Source organism: Photobacterium sanguinicancri (genome assembly GCF_002265265.1).
GTDB classification, from domain to species: Bacteria; Pseudomonadota; Gammaproteobacteria; order Enterobacterales; family Vibrionaceae; genus Photobacterium; species Photobacterium sanguinicancri.
Genome location: NZ_NOIF01000096.1, coordinates 1 through 17,654 on the forward strand (window position 1 = coordinate 1; position 17,654 = coordinate 17,654).

11 protein-coding genes are annotated in these 17,654 nt (G+C 42.3%); 2 read left to right on the top strand and 9 right to left on the bottom strand.

Annotated features, from left to right (window positions below; all coding sequences use genetic code 11):
* The first annotated feature begins 285 nt into the window (after window positions 1-285).
* Complete coding sequence (locus tag ASV53_RS14580) at window positions 286-4,809, top strand: SslE/AcfD family lipoprotein zinc metalloprotease (RefSeq protein WP_239928798.1); 4,524 nt, start codon at window positions 286-288, stop codon at window positions 4,807-4,809.
* A gap of 410 nt (window positions 4,810-5,219) precedes the next feature.
* Here the strand turns inward: ASV53_RS14580 and ASV53_RS14585 are convergent, their stop codons facing one another.
* The 6 genes from ASV53_RS14585 to ASV53_RS14610 form a co-directional block, all read right to left on the bottom strand.
* Window positions 5,220-5,756, bottom strand: a complete 537-nt coding sequence (locus ASV53_RS14585; protein ID WP_094957600.1) for an RNA polymerase sigma factor — start codon at window positions 5,754-5,756, stop codon at window positions 5,220-5,222.
* 152 nt (window positions 5,757-5,908) lie between these two features.
* The gene (locus ASV53_RS14590) at window positions 5,909-6,157 is read right to left on the bottom strand and encodes a thioredoxin family protein (RefSeq protein WP_094957592.1); all 249 of its coding nucleotides are present in this window, start codon (window positions 6,155-6,157) and stop codon (window positions 5,909-5,911) included.
* A gap of 23 nt (window positions 6,158-6,180) precedes the next feature.
* Window positions 6,181-7,170, bottom strand: coding sequence for a permease (locus ASV53_RS14595; RefSeq protein ID WP_094957593.1), 990 nt, complete (start codon window positions 7,168-7,170; stop codon window positions 6,181-6,183).
* A gap of 337 nt (window positions 7,171-7,507) precedes the next feature.
* Window positions 7,508-8,776, bottom strand: a complete 1,269-nt coding sequence (locus tag ASV53_RS14600; protein ID WP_062692028.1) for a sigma-54-dependent transcriptional regulator — start codon at window positions 8,774-8,776, stop codon at window positions 7,508-7,510.
* Window positions 8,773-11,007: a sensor histidine kinase gene (locus ASV53_RS14605; RefSeq protein WP_189337881.1), complete on the bottom strand. Its 2,235-nt coding sequence runs from the start codon at window positions 11,005-11,007 to the stop codon at window positions 8,773-8,775. The genes ASV53_RS14600 and ASV53_RS14605 overlap by 4 nt, the downstream gene beginning before the upstream one ends.
* 135 nt (window positions 11,008-11,142) lie before the next feature.
* Entirely contained in the window at window positions 11,143-12,399 is a 1,257-nt protein-coding gene (locus ASV53_RS14610) for an ABC transporter substrate-binding protein (protein WP_094957595.1), read from the bottom strand.
* 384 nt (window positions 12,400-12,783) lie between these two features.
* Here ASV53_RS14610 and ASV53_RS14615 point away from each other — a divergent pair, with 384 nt between their 5' ends.
* Complete coding sequence (locus ASV53_RS14615) at window positions 12,784-14,115, top strand: MFS transporter (protein ID WP_094957596.1); 1,332 nt, start codon at window positions 12,784-12,786, stop codon at window positions 14,113-14,115.
* 144 nt (window positions 14,116-14,259) lie between these two features.
* On the opposite strand, the gene ASV53_RS14620 is transcribed toward ASV53_RS14615, so the two are convergent.
* From ASV53_RS14620 to ASV53_RS14630, 3 genes are all read right to left on the bottom strand, one after another.
* Window positions 14,260-14,592, bottom strand: coding sequence for a hypothetical protein (locus ASV53_RS14620; protein ID WP_094957597.1), 333 nt, complete (start codon window positions 14,590-14,592; stop codon window positions 14,260-14,262).
* 177 nt (window positions 14,593-14,769) lie between these two features.
* The gene (gene alr / locus ASV53_RS14625) at window positions 14,770-15,990 is read right to left on the bottom strand and encodes an alanine racemase (RefSeq protein ID WP_062692035.1); all 1,221 of its coding nucleotides are present in this window, start codon (window positions 15,988-15,990) and stop codon (window positions 14,770-14,772) included.
* 46 nt (window positions 15,991-16,036) lie between these two features.
* A complete protein-coding gene (locus ASV53_RS14630) occupies window positions 16,037-17,647 on the bottom strand; it encodes a methyl-accepting chemotaxis protein (protein WP_094957598.1) in 1,611 nt (536 codons plus the stop codon).
* Window positions 17,648-17,654 lie beyond the last annotated feature (7 nt).

The following is a 17,654-nucleotide window of genomic DNA, read 5'->3' on the forward strand; positions in this document are numbered from 1 at the left end:
CTGTATGAATTATATTTCCAATTGTAAATCCATAAAGGATGATAAATGTAAAGTGAGATATTGGTTCACCAACGACAATCGAGCCAATAACGTGATTTGTTTAGAAAACTAACCATATCACTCATGATTAGATCATAAGTAACCATTCAGTATTTGCATTGAATACCGCTTTATAGGGATAATTGTTACTAGTTTCATACGTGATTGGATACTTTTTTCTGCAATGCTATTAAATCATAAGTGAAGCTTTGCCTAATTTAATCATTTTCTTTTAAGAACCTATTTATGATCAGCCTTAGCTCAATAAATAAAAATATACTCGCTCTTGCTATAGCCTCGACTTTTCTTAGTGGTTGTAATGATGACACTGCCACAGGAAATACAATCATTCCTGAAGATATTAAACCACCGACAGAGACCATTCCGCCGACTGACATTCTGCCACCAATAGAAACGATTCCACCGACAGAAATTATTCCAACAACGACCTACGTGGGCTCACTGTTAGCATCTGGCAACATGATTAAAGGTGATGTCGATTGTAATGGCGTTCGCTTAACCGATGGCACGTTTGAAGTGTCCCAAGGTACACCATTTAGCTGTACCTTAGGATCCGTCATTCTGGGTGATTTTACCGCGCCATTTCCACCAACATCACAAAGTAAGTCACTGACCACTGCTGCAAACAATACGGTTGAAACCTCGTTTGAGCTAACAAGACAACATGGTGAAAACGCAGCCACTGTGCTGCAATCTATCGATAGCTGTGAAGCAGACGAGGCGATCTGCCTTAAAGAATATGACTCTTTTGGTATCGAAGAAGTCTACCAACAGGTTGATAATAAAGACGTGGTAGAAGCTTACTTTGAGTCTCTTGAAGAAAAAGCCACAGACGAAGTCGGTAAAGCGCCAAGCTCACACGTAGATAACACGATCGTTCCTACCGTAGATCCAGATGCTGATAGTAACCTCAATGCGGATTTTGTATCAGCAAATGCCGAAGCAAGCTACACCTATAAACCGAGCGCCGACGCACAAGTACTTACTCGCAGCAAGCTAACTGATAATAGTGGCAAGAATAGTAAGCCGATTGCTGGCGTGAGCTTCTTCTCTGCGCATTCAACAGGGGTGACGGACGAAAACGGCGAATTTGAATATCTGTGGGGCGACACCCTTACCTTTGGTATCGACACCTTTGAGTTTGGTAAAGTATTAGGTAATCAGGTTGATTACAAACTGACAGATGTCACAGACAATGCGGTGACTAAAGCAAATATTCAAGCACTGATTGAACGTTATGCTGTAAGTACTGGCAATGCATTTACGATCACACCAGAAATTCATGAAACATTTGCCCAGTATCCAAATGTCATCAATGAGCTGATTAATCTTGTGCTACCTAGCGGTGGCAAACTTGGTGATTCTAACTATGAAGTGCCGAATGAGTTTGAAGCACAATTTAGCGAAGGGCTAACGGCGATCATTGATGGTGAGCTAAATCAAAATCCTATCTCTTACCGCGCGATCAGCTTACCTAACGCACTTTCGGTTGATAACGGCGGTAAATACGTCACCGAATCACTGACTAAAATATTCACGGGCGTTGATAGCTTCCATGTCTTTAACGATAACGGCAGCTTCTACGGTGCAACGGGCTATACCCGTGGTATGCGTGCGCTAAATATCTCGAACGAAGCTTTCCCTATAATGATGCCTCGTACAGATAAAAACCACGAAATCCCTTTCGGTAAACAACAAGCTTGGACTCGTGAAGGCAAGCCTTACATTGCTGAATACCCGGGTATTCAGATGCAGCCTATCCCATTGGTATCGAAAGACAATGCCACTTACGGATTCCCGTTTGTTACGGCTGGTAGCATAGGTACGGGTAAAGTTGTGTTTATGGGGAACGGCATGTACCCAAGCATATTGTCATGTCCTGACAACTATTGGGCTAACCGTGCATTACACATAGATAGTGCAAACCAAACCTGTACCGTGAATACGGTTGAAAACCCGTTGCACGATGATCACGGCAGCATGAAGCGTTTCTTCGCCAACCTGTTCCAATGGTTTAATAACGGTACGCCAACAGCAGGCATCAAGGTTGCAACCAACATTGATTCCGCTTACGCGGCATACCACCACTCGACACTAGGCAGACAATACGACTTCTTTGTTAGCCCAAAATACGGTTTTAGTGCCGTAGAAAAACTCTCTAAAGGTGGCTTTAGTGGCCTCTCTGCGACGGAAACACCTATCTTGCTCCTTCAGGCATACCCGCCAAGGCTAATTCAAGATGGGATGACTAACCTCTTCGTTGCTGATTTGGAAAACCCGAATCTAAGCCAAGACGACATTACAGCGCTGATCAAATACATCAATGACGGCGGTAACGTGTTGTTTATGGACGCTATTCAAGCCACCAACCCTGAGCCTATTGGTCGTTTGGCTGATGCCGCGGGGGTCTCTTTGGGTGGTCAAAACGTTACGCCAACCAACCAAGCATTCTGTGGCAGTTCTTACTACTGTCAGGCGCCGTATCCAAACCTGCATGTGAAGAGCCAAAAAGACATGGTGGTACTGGAGCGCTTCCAAGACAACCAAGGTGAGCAGCCATTTACAGTTCACCAAGATGGTACGGTTGAATGGATTAAAGACGAAACCAAGATCAAGTTTGAAATCCCAACTTACGAGATACCAAAACTCAATGCCGACGGTACACCAGAGCTTGACGCAAACGGTGCGCCAGTAATGGTCACCAAACAGGCGCGTATTTTTGTGGACACAGCAGAGCAGCGTGAAGCCGCTATCGCAGAACTACAAAAAGCATTCGAAGGTACACCTGTTTGTCAAAACCCGTACGAATACGAATTCAACTGTATTGAAACGCGTACAGGTGATGGCGTTACCGTCCGTGGTAGTTACTACCGTGCTGACTTTGATCGTTACCCTGTCAGCAAAGATGTGATTGAAAGCATGGTGAAAGCCGCGAACTTGGGATCTAACTTCACTGCGCTGTACAACCATGAAATCTACTACCGCAGCAAAGGTACGCAAGGTATTCGCCTATCTAAAGCCGAATTAAACCAAACTTACGATAACCTTTCGGTGTGGATGTGGAACGACAACCCGTACCGCTACCAAACTGGCGTACAAGACGAGCTTGGCTTCAAACAAGCGGTGCAGTTCTTGAACTGTTATACCGACGGTCAGCATCAAGCTAACGCAGGTGAAGCCAATTGCCCAGTTGATCTAAAAGCATCACTCGTGGCTAACGGGATGATCCATGGTGACGGTGAACTTAGTGGCCAGCTAAACCCAAGCTATCCGCTAAACTACATGGAAAAACCACTAACACGTATTATGCTTGGTCGCTCTTACTGGGATCACGAGATCACGGTAGACACCACCATGTATCCAGGCCGTACGGCTGGTGCAGGCTCTAGTGGTACAGCAACAATCCAAACCAATGGCAAGGCTGTTTCCTACTCTGCGGGTAATAATCAATCGACAGGTTTATGGGCACCTCAGTTACAAGAAGTAACAGTTAGCGGTGGGGTTGAAGCAAGGATCACTGTGATGATGGCAGATGACCTAACAGGTAAACCTAACCATGAAGTGAGCTTGAAGCGTCCACCACGCATGCAAACTAGCTACCATTACGACGGTGCAAGCCTGAGCTTTAAAGCCCCTTATGGTGGTTTGATCTACGTTCAGCCAAAAGTAAAAGATCAAGGCACTGCTACCTTCAACTTTAGTAATGTTGAAACAGCAGCTTGGTGGAAAGATGGCAATTGGGTAAACGACCCAAGTTCAGCCGCAGCACCAATTGCAGAGCTGGATACAGGTTCATTCATCTACACCACTGCTGTTCATAACCTAAGCGGCACCGATCTTGATCAGTTCGCAAAAGACATGAACCGTTTCGCAGAAGCGGCAAGTGATTTCTACGGTCGTGACGAAGTGGTTGAAGGTGGTAAGCATCGTCGCTTTACTTACACCGAGCTAAAAGGCTTCCGTCATCGCTTTGTGAATGATGTGCAAATCTCAATTGGTGCCGCGCACTCAGGTTACCCTGTGATGAATACGGGCTTTAATGCCAATAGAAACACAGTGCCAACCAATGCTGTAGATGATTGGCTAATTTGGCACGAAGTAGGCCATAACTTGGCATCAGCACCTTTTGTGGCTGAAGGGAGTACCGAGGTAACCAACAACCTACTGGCGCTGTACATGCAGGAACTGGAAGGTCGTAATAACAATCCGCAAATGGATCGTATTGCTACCGATATTCAAAAAGCACCAATGTGGCTAAATGCTAACAGTGATCACGCTTGGGCAAATGGTGATGCTGGCATGCGTTTAGTCATGTTCGGTCAGCTTAAGATTTGGGCGAAAAACCACTTCTCGCTAGATAACTGGTACGCAAATGACGATCACAAACCAGCGATTTACGGCAAAGATGCAGGCTGGAATATGATTAAGCTAATGCACCGTAAAGCCCGTGGTGACGTACAAGGCGATACGCTGCAAGGGCGTAACGGCACAAACTACTGTAGTCCACAAGAAACTAGCTTATCTGGTGGTGACTTGATGATGGTATGTAGCTCTTACGTGTCTGGCTACGATCTAAGTGATTTCTTTACCACTTGGAACGTGGGTGAAACCTCAATGACCAACCCAGATGGCCGCAAGGTTTACGACGGTGGCATTAGCGATGATGGGCGTACTAAATTGGCCGAGCTGAACCTGACTAAACCAAAGAAGAGTCCGCTAGCGGTTAACTCACTGACTTACGGCGAATAAAGTTAAAGCTTTATAGCGTAGACAGTGTGAATCAAATCCCTCGACCTTGTCGGGGGATTTTTTTAAGTATATCTCTACTCGACCTACAGAAGATTCACATTAGTAGACCGAATGACCCATCTGGTTTCAACGTTCTGTGGTTAGGTTCATTGGCTTTTTAGGCTCGGGCTGATAACTACCCTGCGCACCGATATCAATAATGGTGTAGTCATTGGTGTGTGCGGTAGAGGCATCCCTTGTTTGGCTGAGCTTTACATCACATCATCACAGCCTTTAAAGCGAGGTCATTCTACATGAGGGTTAACGCGTCACGATGTTGATACATATGTCGTTTTGTTTTAAAGGTATGGCGATCTTTTTCTATCTAAGTATCACCAAAAAAACAAAGCAAGAATCAATCTTTGTCTGGTTTAATCCGTACTTTCGTCGTCAGCGGGTAAAACACGCAGCCTTTTAAAACAACACACACCAGTTTGATCTTGTGTCACTTTGCATTCAGTGATCAGCTTAGTTTTGAGGGCTAACCGCGCGCGACGCAGGCGGGCTTTGGTTGCCGCCAAACTGAGTTGATGACATTTAGCGTATTCAAGTTGCGTCATCCCACTGAGATCGCACTGTTCAATGATATTACGTTCTTCTTCAGTTAGTAATGGCAAAATACGTGGTAAGCAGGTTTGCAGCTGTGTCATCACAGGTGGGATAGTGGTATTTGCTTTCAGTTCATCAATTTCGACGGCATAAACTTTACGGCGAACATTGTCGATAAAATGATTTTTAGTGATTTTGAACAGCCACGACTTGCCATCTTGTAAATCGCAAAAACGCTCGCTATTACGCATCCCCTTGAGAAACACATCTTGCATGATGTCTTCTGTTTCATGCTGACTTTGCGTCTGTTTTAGCAGCCAACTATAAAGCTGCGGCTCAGCTTCGCCCCACGCTTTCATCAGACACTTCATTGCCATTCCCATACCAGAAGAACCCCAAAAGAAAACACAAAAGCCGCCATTCCCTCACCAAAAGCGGTATTGGGCAAAGCGACTTCATAGATTATTGCGCCCGTTATAGAGCGCGAATACGCTCCTGTACATGACAAATATTAGGCTACAACATCTTCCGTTAACAATTCGTGCACTTGCTCAAGAGATGGCACTGAACCTGTATGTTTTACTACTCCATCAATACCTACACCTGGGGTGCTCATCACGCCCGCCATCATAATGGCTTCTAAGCTGGTCACCTTTTCCAGCTGAATCTCGATACCCAGCTCAGTGGCGGCGGCACAAATGCGCTCGGCGGTAACCGTACAGTTTTTACAACCAGAGCCATAAACTTGAATTGTTTTCATTGTGTATTCCTTATGATTAAACATCAGTAGTAATAATTAAAGAGCCAACCTGTAATTGAAATGGCTATCAATAAATACCCTGCGATTGCTGCTAACAAGCGATAACGCATCACTTGTTTCAGCATGATAAATTCCGGCAAGCTAACCGCGACAGCTCCCATGCAAAATGCCAGAGTGGTGCCTATTGGCATGCCTTTATCTAGTAGCGATCCCATAATAGGCACCACACCCGATGCATTAGCATAAATAGGAATGGCGCTCAGGGTCGCAACAGGCACTGTCCACCATTGACCACTAGCAAGGTTTTGTTCGAACCATTCGGCAGGAACAAAGCCGTGGATGAAAGCACCTAGCCCAACCCCAACGCTCACCCACTTCCACACCCGCCCAAAAATCGTCTTTGTTTCGCCAGCAGCAATGGCATGGCGATCCTTCATGGTCATCCTTTGAGGTGTCGGCTCTTGGGTCTGTTGTTGTGATTGCGCCTGCCCGACTTGTTGATAGGCTTTGGCAAGGAAAGGTTGTAACCAGCGATGTGCTTGGCATTTATCTAAAATCACACCGCCTATCATGCCCAATAGCATCCCTATCGCGACGTACATCACGGTGAACTTGATGCCTAACAAACTGCCTAGCATGATGACGACCACTTCATTCACCAAGGGTGAAGTAATTAAAAACGCAATCGTCACGCCAATAGGAATTTGTGCAGACACAAACCCCATAAACAGTGGAATAGAACTACAAGAACAAAATGGGGTGATTGCCCCAAAGGTAGAACCAAGAAAGTACCCGACCCCTTTGTGCTTACCTTGAAGGTAATCGCGCACCTTCTCGACACTTAAGCTGGCGCGAATAAAGGAAATGACATAAATAAGAGACACCAGTAATACCAAGATCTTACTGGTGTCTTCGATGAAGAAATGAAACCCAATCCCAACAGAGGTATCAGGTGAGAGCTTGAACACGGTGAAGGTCAGCCAATCTGCTAACTGAGTGAAGATGTCCAACATGTTTGTACGTCCTATTGCTGCTTTCTAATAACACGTATCAGAAACCAAAAGGATGCACATTTTTTTGAAAAAAGAGGATGCCCTTTATCTTTATCACATCATCAAACAAAGCGGCTTGCTCAGAAAATCGCAGGAATATTACGCGTGGCGGCTTCTGCCACAATAGCAAACAGACCCGATATTGCCTTTGTATATTATTTATCCCAAGCGTGAACACTGACCTAAACGCACCAAGCTCTTGGTGGAGCTATTCAAAGGGCGGTTACAAGACGTTTGAGTCCTAAGCCTAAAGAAAGTAGAGAGTCGCTTTACTCTCTATTTTCTTTATATGAGTATCTTAGTTTCTTTTGTAATTCGCTTTATCCAGCTCATACTTTTTCATGCGCAAATACAATTTCTTACGTTGGATCTTAAGGTAATTAGACACTTCATTGATTTGGCCAGAAAACAGATACAAGGCATCTTCAATCAGCTGCCTTTCATACTTCTCCACTAACTCATCAAGCGCACCATCCATTTGCTCAACAGGATAGACTCGCTCAGCCGTTGATAGCTTCACAATCCCAATGGCATATAGCTCTGCCACGCTCTTCAGTTCTCGTACATTTCCCGGCCAACAATGGTCGTTTAATACATTTAAATACGAGCTATCAACTTTGGGGATCTCTTTACTAAGTAACAGACAGCTATTTTTCAAAAAGTGTTTAAAGAGAATTTTGATATCTTCCTTTCTCTTGTTCAGAGGTGGAATTGAAAATCTGGCGTTATTGAGCAAGTAATACAGCTCTGGCATGAGCGCATGTGCTTGCAAAGCTAACTCAGGCGGCTGACTAAAAATAGTGATGAACTTGACGGTATGTTTTCCCGTTCTTTCTTGTTCAAGCAGATAACGGCTCATATAACACTGGACATCTTCGGCCATTTTACTTGGCTCATTAAGGATCACCGTGCCATTTTCTGCCGCCTGAATGATGTCTTCCAAGTCCGAGATAGTCGTCAAGCTCTCCCCTGCCTTAAAAATAAGGGCCGCATGGTTTCTTGGACTTAGCTCGTGCAATAAGGTCGCAGAGGTATAACGGCCAACACCGTTTTCACCAACAATTAAGACATCTTTATCTGCTGTTGCCAGTAATTTAATACGTTCGCGTATCTCAATAATTTCGACACTTTTACCCAAAAGTTTCTTAGGCAAATCTCGCTCAATTAGATGCCATTGCTCTACTACTTTTGACCGCTCGCTGATGACTTTTTCGAGTAAACTTAACAGCTTTTTCGGCTTCAGCGGTTTTTCGAGATAATCACATGCCCCTTTTTGAATGGCTTCTACGGCCATTTCGATATCACCATGACCTGTGATGGTAATGATCGGCAAGTGTGGACTAATTTCTTTCACCTTATCAATAAGGTCCATGCCACTCATGGTCGGCATATAAATGTCTGTCAGTACTACACCCGACCAGTTAGAGTGAATTTGCTGTAGCGCTTTATGGGGATCTAAAAACGCTTTTGTTTTGTACCCTGCGAGCTGTAATAGATGTTGGCTAGAGTCTAAAACATGTTGATCATCGTCGATAAGCACAACTTGAACATCATCACCTAAAATCATTGTATCGGGAACTCCAAAACTATCATTGCACCACCATCTAACGTTGATGCGAGTTGAATCGAGCCATTTAAACGGTCCATTATCGAATGGCAAATATTTAAACCAAGGCCTAACCCCACTTCCTTTGTTGTCGTAAACGGGGTAAAAATTTGATTAATAATGGTGTGATCAAAACCAGGGCCATTATCACTACAAGCCAAAATTAATGAATCTTGGCCACACTTTAATTTGCTTAGTGTCACGACACCTTGATCTTCGGCAATAGGCGCTAAAGCATCACAACTATTAATGAGTAAATTAACAATAACTTGCTCAATCTGAATAAGATCACCAATACAGCAGCAATCCTCATCAAGTTGATTGTTCAATATAATGTTGTGCTGCTTCGCTCTTGAATCCGCGATGCCGATTGCATTATTAGCGGCTTGGTAAAGGTTGACCTCAACCGCAGGGTTCGTGAATGATGTCTTCTTCGAAAAACCACGCAAATTAGTAATAATCTGCTCCATGCGATCACTGATCTCATCCATTTTATTCATGGTGTCGTAGATATCTGGGTAATCATTTTGGTTATATGTCATCTGCACGGTATAGATGTACGTAGAAAGCGCAGATAGGGGCTGATTCAGTTCATGCGCAAGGGTTGTCATGGCTTGCCCGACAACGGCCATTTTAGCCGCTTGAATCAGTTCTTCTTGCGTCGCAACAAGGCTTGTTTCAGCACGCTTTCTCTCTTCTATCTGGCAATGCAATTCAGCGTTGGCTTGTGTTAACGATTGGGTTTTCTCTTCTACTTTTTGTTCAAGCCAGCGTGCTACATTCTCTTGCTCTGTAATATCCGTTAACGTAATGATGATCTTGGGTGCCGTATTTTGATAATACACACGTAAGTCCAATCTAAAATATTGAACCAGTTCATCTTCACTTTCTATTTCCAGCGTAATTGTGTACGCACCATTGACCAGTAAGAGACTTTCAGGTGAAAAAATCGACCTGAGTTGATAATGGTAACGAGGATTAAATAATCCCCAAATATAGTCCTTATCAAAAGACTTATTGCAGAGCTTAAATAAGTTACGAGCACTAAAATTCATCGACTCAATCACGCCATCCGTGGTGCAAGTCACAAGGCTGGCTTGCGTGTTATTGATAAGATTTAACGCATTGGTATTTTCGATCTCTTGAAGTTGTAAACAAAACTCACTTAAAGTACGCCCCAATAAACCAATCTCATCTCTTCCTGTTACAGGAATCAATTGCTTTGTCTCACCAGCCGAAACTGAATTTAAATTAACGCTCAAATCATATAGCCGTTGTACGATACGTTTACGTACAAAATAAAAGTAAATTAATGCACTGATAAGAATGGAAGATACTAACACCATGATAAGAAGCACATTGCCAGCTTCAATAATATTTCTGGTACTTAGCTTGATCCCAGCCAACTCAACACTGGTCTTACTTACCAAGCTCTTTATCTGCTTTTGTTGATTTTCTAAACGAGATTGGATGGTTTCTCTTTGCTGATTAGATTGCTCAGAAAGTGACTTTAGCGCTTTAAGGTTATTGTGCAATTTCCCATTTGGTTTAACGAGTGCAAAGAACTCAAGTAGTAACTGCCTATATGTAATACTCGCCGCGTTATGCTCAAGCCTTTCACTCAGCCTTTTAATTTCATCCGTTTTATAACTAATAAAATGAAATGCACTTTCCAAATTACGCTGTTTATATTGTCTGACAACCTCATTCACTAATGAGACTAGTTCGTTCTCCTTGAGGGTCATCATTTGTAATGTTGTAAAGTCATCATATAATTTTGATTTCTTTTCAGGGCTTAATCGCACTCTCTCACTAGTAATTTGCCATTCTATTTCTTGCCTTAAAGGGTTCACTTCATCAACAATATCCTGATGAAGCCATAACATACTCTCAGAAATCTTATCTAGCTCTTGTTTCAACTTCACTTTATTTGATAATAAAGGTACAAATAACTGAATATCCACACCGAGTTGTTGATATTCATCCCTCAATTTTTTAATGGCTTTTGAGTTTGTTAATTTAATGGTAAAACGATTAATATCGTCTAGGCTTTTTTGCAAATGTGCATCAATTTGATTGAGTCTAATGATATTTCTTGTTGTATGAACTTCATTTAAATAAGCTTGTAATTGAGTACTACTTCGCTCTAATTGGTAGCTGACCTTTAATGATGGCATATTATTATCAAGCATCGTGTTTACTTTGTCATCGAGCATATTCCACGTAGTGAACGCCACTAAGCTGATAAAAAATACCATGAGCAAAATACAAGTAAATGCTGCAACAAGTCGAGAACTGAGAGTATTAGGGAACTTAGGCAACATTGATTACTCTTGATTGATTTCATTAATGAGCTGATTCGCTCTAACTAAATTATCACTTAGCGTTTGCTGCCAGCGTCGCACTTCCTCTGCAACCGCAGGATTAAGTCCACGTGCAGTACCCACACGGCTAAACATCGATAGATAATCTTTTGATTGTGCCTGACGAGATGAAACAGGAACTGCTGTTGCCAAGTGTTTGATAAGATCTAGTTTGTGCTTGTTTCCATCAGACAGCTCTTTTTCTTCAAGTTGGTATATAGACTGCCACGTAATGTTCAGCTGGTGAAGTTGCTCAGTAATAGCTTGATCAAAAAGTAATGAGATAAGCCCGTCACGGTCATAAACCAACGCTTTATTGAGTACAACATTGGTTTTCTTTGCCAGCTCGGGTTGCGCTAGTGAAAACTTGGTTATCGATGTTGTTTCAAGTGATTTCTGCCCTTGTTCTGATAATAAAAAATCGATAATTTTCTGACTTTCTTGTTTCGTATCGCTGTCTTTTGTAATGGCAATATAAGTTGGCATTAATATCGAGTTAGGCATGTAGTTAAAATCAACATAATTAAAGCTTCTCTTGCTATTTATTGCATAGTTATCAATCACAGGACCAACTCCAATAAGCCCTTGAGAAATGGCCTCACTGACGCCAAAACTTCGAGATGATATAAACGCAATATTGCCCCCAATCTTCATTAAAATCTGCCAACCTTTATCCCAACCATAATTTTGTAATATATTTTCCACCATTAGGCTTGTTGTACCTGATCGTGTTGGTGTACTCATGGTTATATGACTGAAATATTTAGCATCAGACAGGTCATGCCATGTTTTGGGAATAGGTAAACTGTAACTTTTCAAATACTCTTGGTTATACATGATCCCAAATCCAGAGTAGGCAAATGCAGTGACTTTGCCTGACATTTCCAAAATATGAGGCTTTAGCCAGTCAGGTGTTTTATTTTCGTTATCGATGAGTTGTAACTTATCTTTTTCTTCCAGTTCATGAAATAGAACAGATGACGACGATATTATAATATCAACTTTACTAGGCGTTCCTCTCTCTAATAATTGAAGAGCTGATCGGTTTCGTCGAAATATAATATTCACATTAATATTTGGGTTAATCTTTTGGAAATTGTTGATTATCTGTGAAATTGAACTTTCTGAAAATGTCGTCAGTATCACGATTGGCTTATCTTTTGACGCAAAGGCCATTGTCGATGTTGATATTAAAAAAAGGAAAAGAATAAATTTGCTCATACCAACTTTGCTTCATATATCAAGGGGAGTAATTATCAGCAATGTTAATGATTATATTCTTTCATTTTGTGTGTCAGGTCAAAGTTCAGTAAATAAGTATAAAATCGCTTTTACACCAAATGTGCCTTTAAAGGGACATATAATTATTTCTTGTTCGGTAAAATTCGCAATCATTTCGATTGAGCGATAAAAAATGTTCTTATTTGCCGCACGAATATAGTGGTTTGGGACAAATCTTTCCCAAATACGCCCACTTGTTGATTCTTTTTTTCATCTTATTATCCATTTCCATGCAGGGACATTCCCTAAAAATTTTTCTGATTACGGTCCCCTTTTGTTGACCAAATAATCCATATTTTTCACATTCGATAGGATAAGAAAGAAATGAACACATCAAAATTAGATGCGACGTATAAAAGATTTCGGTGGCAAATCATCTTAGCCACCTTTTTGACCTATACCGTCATGTACATATCCCGCAAGGCATTTGCAGCTGCCGCACCTCTTCTTATGGAAGACTTGGGTATGACAGTAGTACAATTTGGCGCAGCATCTTCTATTTATTACATCGTTTACGGGCTATCTAAATTTAGCTCTGGCTTGGTTGCTGACCGCATCAATCCTCGCGCCTTTCTTGGTTCTGTTCTTATCCTAGTTGCGATTATCAATGTCGGTATCGGCATGACAGAAAACGTGACTATGTTGTTAGCGCTGTACTGTTTGACCGCTGTTGTACAAGGGTGTGGTTTTCCTCCTATCGCCAAATCAATTAGCCAATGGTATTCAAAATCAGAGCGTGGTGGCTGGTATTCTATTTGGAACACTTCGCACAACCTTGGCGGTGCATTAGCGCCACTTATCGCTTCAGCTGTTATTGCTGCAACGGGTAACTGGCGTTATGCGTTTTATGTACCAGCCGCAATTACTGCACTCCAAGCGATTGTTTGTTTTTGGCTAATGCGTAATAAACCTGAAACTTATGGATTACCGAACGTAGGTGAATGGAAAGGTGATGAGAAACAAATCGCCATCAATAAGCGCTCTGAAGCAGGCTTAACCATGTGGGTGATGTTTAAGCGCTACATCTTAACCAATCCTATTATTTGGTTAGCGATCAGTGGTGACCTTTGTATTTACATTATTCGAACAGTGACTAACGACTGGGTATCAATATACTTTGTTAAAGAGTTAGGGTGGGATTTGGTTAAATCAAATTCACTTGTCGCTTGGTTCGAAGCTGGCGGTATTATTGGCGGTTTAACGTCGGGTATCATCTCCGATAAACTATTCGGTGCGGACCGCTGGAAAACTATTCTAATTTACTCATTCGTTTTGATTGCAGGTATGGTTGGTGTTGTTCTCACCATTAATCTTAGCTACTTATTAGTTTCTGCTTGCTTCTTTATTATTGGTGCGGGTATTTATGCTCCTCAAATGCTGTTTGCGCTTGGTATCATTGAAGCGTCACATGCCGATGGTGCTGGTGCTGCAACAGGTCTTAAAGGCGGCATAACATACATAGGCGCTGCATTAGCGGGTGCGCCTATTGCGATGATTGAATCAGCATATTCTTGGAATGGCGTTTTCATGATTCTCGGCTGTATTGCAGTCACGCTAATTGTACTAACGTGTTCGATTATCCGACTCGATAAAAGAAAGTCACAGAGTAATGTGGCAGGGTTCGATAATAATGTCGCGAGCTCTGAAACGGCGTAGTACGACCAACAGCTTGAACAACAATTAGAAAGACTCGAGGTTGAGATGAATAATCTCAGCCTCTTTACTATCCATTAAACACACTCTGCATATCTCGATACAAACACCCAAGAAAAGAAGTCAGAATCAGATAACAAACCCCACCTAGCGGATCTGCACTCTACCATTGAGTTTACGCAGTGAACGGAGCACTTCTTGCAAAAACCGTTCATCTTCTTGTAACTGAGATTTTTCACTGTCAGATTGCTGATCTTGGCCTAAACTTGATTCTGTCTGATCAGTGGCAGATTCACCTTGGTTATTCTTATCCAGTTTTTGCGATAACGTTGTCGCGAGATATTTCCAGTTGGCTAAGTGTTGAGTTCGTTCAATGTTCTCATCAGTAATTTGGCTGGAAAAATGAGAAGGGAGCGAAGGAAGGCGCACTGCATCACTAAGCTGTGTTTGTGGTTGGGCTGATTTTTTATATTCATTCATATAACCCCCATTAAGAAGCACTAAATAGCGCTTGATTGGATTCGAATATACCTTGGTCACTCATAGATTAAAGGCGAAACGTAAGATCAAGAAAACTACCTTGGCTTCGAGTAAGACATGACTCAAAACCAAAGTAGTATGTCGAAGTGTGAGGCGATCACACTGCTAGCTGTCTAACTAATCGTTTAAATAATAACGAGGATTCGCAAGTCCCCAGACCGTATACAGTTCAGGGAAAATTAGGCTAGCATTCGCTTCCATTTCACTGACGCTAATACTTTCACCCTGCTGATGACCAAATAAAATAACGTCTTGGCCTTGGCGAATACCCTCAAGACCAGTGATGTCGACCATTGCAGTATTCATCGATGTCATACCAACCACTTTTGCCCGTTGCCCGTTAATAATAACGTAGGCTTTATTACCCATTTTTCGTGGGTAGCCATCTGAATAACCAACGGGAATATTCGCAAGCACGCTGTCTCTTGTTGTAGTAAAAGTACTGTCATACCCTACAGTCTTATTAGCCGGTAACTGATGAATTGAGGCTACTCGCGTTTTAAAAGAAACAATCGATGGGTACTCAGGGTTCGTCGGTAAATCACCGTAAAGCACCCCACCAGGTCGCACCATATCAAGCTGCGCTTCAGGAACATTCAGCGATACATACGAGTTAGCCACATGCAGCGTAATATCTTCTCGGGTTAAATCTGCTTCTTTGATCAGCCATGATGAATCCGCTTGAAAATCTTTCAGTTTCAAGCGCACGTCATCGGCATTGTAATTAGGGAAATGGGTCATAATACCAACCACATCCAAATGTGATTGCGTCGCGATATCTAGCGCTTCGTCTTTACCACGACTAGTCGACATATCGATACCGTTACGCCCCATTCCGCCATTATTTAACGCCAGATGAACCTTAATGGTTTTATTGTTTTTAATGCCAAAATCAGCAATATCCTTTGCTTGCTGATGGCTACCAATCAGCTCTTCAATATCAAGATCAACACTCTGCTTTATTTCGCTCAAACTTGCAGAACGAACACGAAGGAGCTGACCTTTAAAGCCACTATCGCGCACTGCTCGTGCTTCAGCATTACTTGCAATCGCTACGCATGGAATTTGTTGCTCAATAATAGTTGGCATTAATCCATGAATGCCATTGCCGTACGCGTCAGCCTTCATTACCGCACAGATTTTAGTCTCTGATTTAATATGAGATTTAAACTGCTCAATGTTCGACTTAAATTGACCCAAACTGACTTCCAACCATGCATTTGATTGGTTCACTTCTTGCTCGTTCGGGATATGCTGATCGATAGCAAGTGGGGCACTCAAGGTAGAGAAAGAAGGTAGCGCCATCGCTAGCGATAGTAATGTCATTTTAAATTTCATGGTGTCTCCGTACTGTAAAAATTACTGCCTGTAGAACTGACGGCTGTTAGTTAAGTTTGAAGCGGTTCATTGCATCGTGTAATGACAAAGACAATTGACTAAGTTCGTTACATGCTAAAGCTGTTTGCTGCGCGCCTTCTGCCACTTCTTGTGAAGCCACATTAATCGTCTCGATATGGCAACTTAGTTCACCTGCGACTGCATCTTGCTGGCTACAGGCACTCGCGATTTCGGTACCCATATCTGAAATATCTGACACTGTGTCTTCTATTGAACTCATCAACTTAAGCGATCGAATACCTTGTTCTGAATAGCTTTCAATATAGGTACATGATTTTTCTGTCGCGTCTTTTGCCTGCTTGGCAAATACCTGCAGCTTCTCAATCACAGAGGTGATCTCACCGGTTGAATCTTGCGTGCGAGCAGCCAGCGTTCGTACTTCATCCGCAACGACAGCAAAACCTCGACCGGACTCACCCGCTCGCGCGGCTTCAATCGCTGCATTCAGGGCAAGAAGGTTAGTTTGATCAGCAATGCTTCTAATGACATCGACAATAATGTTAACTTGGTGAGACTGCTCTTCTAGCTCTAATACGGTATTGCCGGCTTCACCAATGACTTGCGAGATCTCTTTAATAGAATCAACCATGGCTTGGTTGTTTTGAGCACCCTCTTTCGCTTGCTGGTTAGCGTTGCTAGCTTGAAGTGCTGATTTTTCCGTGTTTTGTGCAACATCCGATACTGATGATTTCATCTCTGTCATTGCTGTCGCGATTTGAACAATCTTGGATTGTTGGTCATGCATGCCTTTGGTGGACAGTTCAGAAATTTGATTCATTTCTTCAATTGCGCTGCTTAATTGAGTCACCGCTGAAATGATTTCTTCAATTAACTGACGCAGATTACTTTGCATTAATGAAGACGCATCAGCTAACGTGCCTAACTCATCGTTACCAATGGATTGTCGGTCTACGTGGGTAGATAAATCACCTTCAGCAATAGCGTTCGCTTGCTTAACAATAAGGTGCAGCGGATTACAAATGAGTTTGGTTAAAATTAACGTCATCGATACCATTAGCACTAAGATAGCAATGTTACTCAATACTGATGAATTCGATAAACTGCCGACAGAATCAAGAATTTGAGTGCGATTATCATCCATCGCACCTTTTAAAATTCGACTTAAGTTTTTAACCTCACTATCCATTACCTTGAATGAGGCGTACGAGTCTGTCAGTAACGTTTGAGATGCCGCTGCATTATTTTTGGCCGCAATTTGTTTGTTAAAAACACCAATGCTTTTGGTGTATTCACCCCAAGCACTGCTCAGACGATCAAACGACTCTTTCTCTTCTCCAGGCCACACAGTCTGGCCGTAAGATACAAGTTCATCATCAATTGCATTGATTAACATTGAAACATTACTAACCGTTTTATCGCTTACTAACAGCGCCAGCTGATTACGACGTAATGTTGCAACATCATCGTAAATACGGTTCACTTTTTCGTATGCGGGTAATGTGTCGTCGGTATAGTTAACAATATTAGATTTAATGTTCGTTAAACCAGAATTAAAGATAAAAGCAAAAATGACATTGATTATTGTAATAATAAAAAATGAAACGGCAATCTTCTTGCCTATTGTTAAGTTATTCAAAAACTGT

Excerpts from the sequence above, each read along its gene's own strand:
- ASV53_RS14585 (WP_094957600.1), bottom strand. The coding sequence starts at position 5,756 with ATGAAAGCGTGGGGCGAAGCTGAGCCGCAGCTTTATAGTTGGCTGCTA.
- alr (WP_062692035.1), bottom strand. The coding sequence starts at position 15,990 with ATGAAATTTAAAATGACATTACTATCGCTAGCGATGGCGCTACCTTCT.
- ASV53_RS14605 (WP_189337881.1), bottom strand. The coding sequence starts at position 11,007 with ATGCTTGATAATAATATGCCATCATTAAAGGTCAGCTACCAATTAGAG.
- ASV53_RS14580 (WP_239928798.1), top strand. The coding sequence starts at position 286 with ATGATCAGCCTTAGCTCAATAAATAAAAATATACTCGCTCTTGCTATA.
- ASV53_RS14600 (WP_062692028.1), bottom strand. The coding sequence starts at position 8,776 with ATGATTTTAGGTGATGATGTTCAAGTTGTGCTTATCGACGATGATCAA.
- ASV53_RS14595 (WP_094957593.1), bottom strand. The coding sequence starts at position 7,170 with ATGTTGGACATCTTCACTCAGTTAGCAGATTGGCTGACCTTCACCGTG.
- ASV53_RS14590 (WP_094957592.1), bottom strand. The coding sequence starts at position 6,157 with ATGAAAACAATTCAAGTTTATGGCTCTGGTTGTAAAAACTGTACGGTT.
- ASV53_RS14615 (WP_094957596.1), top strand. The coding sequence starts at position 12,784 with ATGAACACATCAAAATTAGATGCGACGTATAAAAGATTTCGGTGGCAA.
- ASV53_RS14620 (WP_094957597.1), bottom strand. The coding sequence starts at position 14,592 with ATGAATGAATATAAAAAATCAGCCCAACCACAAACACAGCTTAGTGAT.
- ASV53_RS14610 (WP_094957595.1), bottom strand. The coding sequence starts at position 12,399 with ATGAGCAAATTTATTCTTTTCCTTTTTTTAATATCAACATCGACAATG.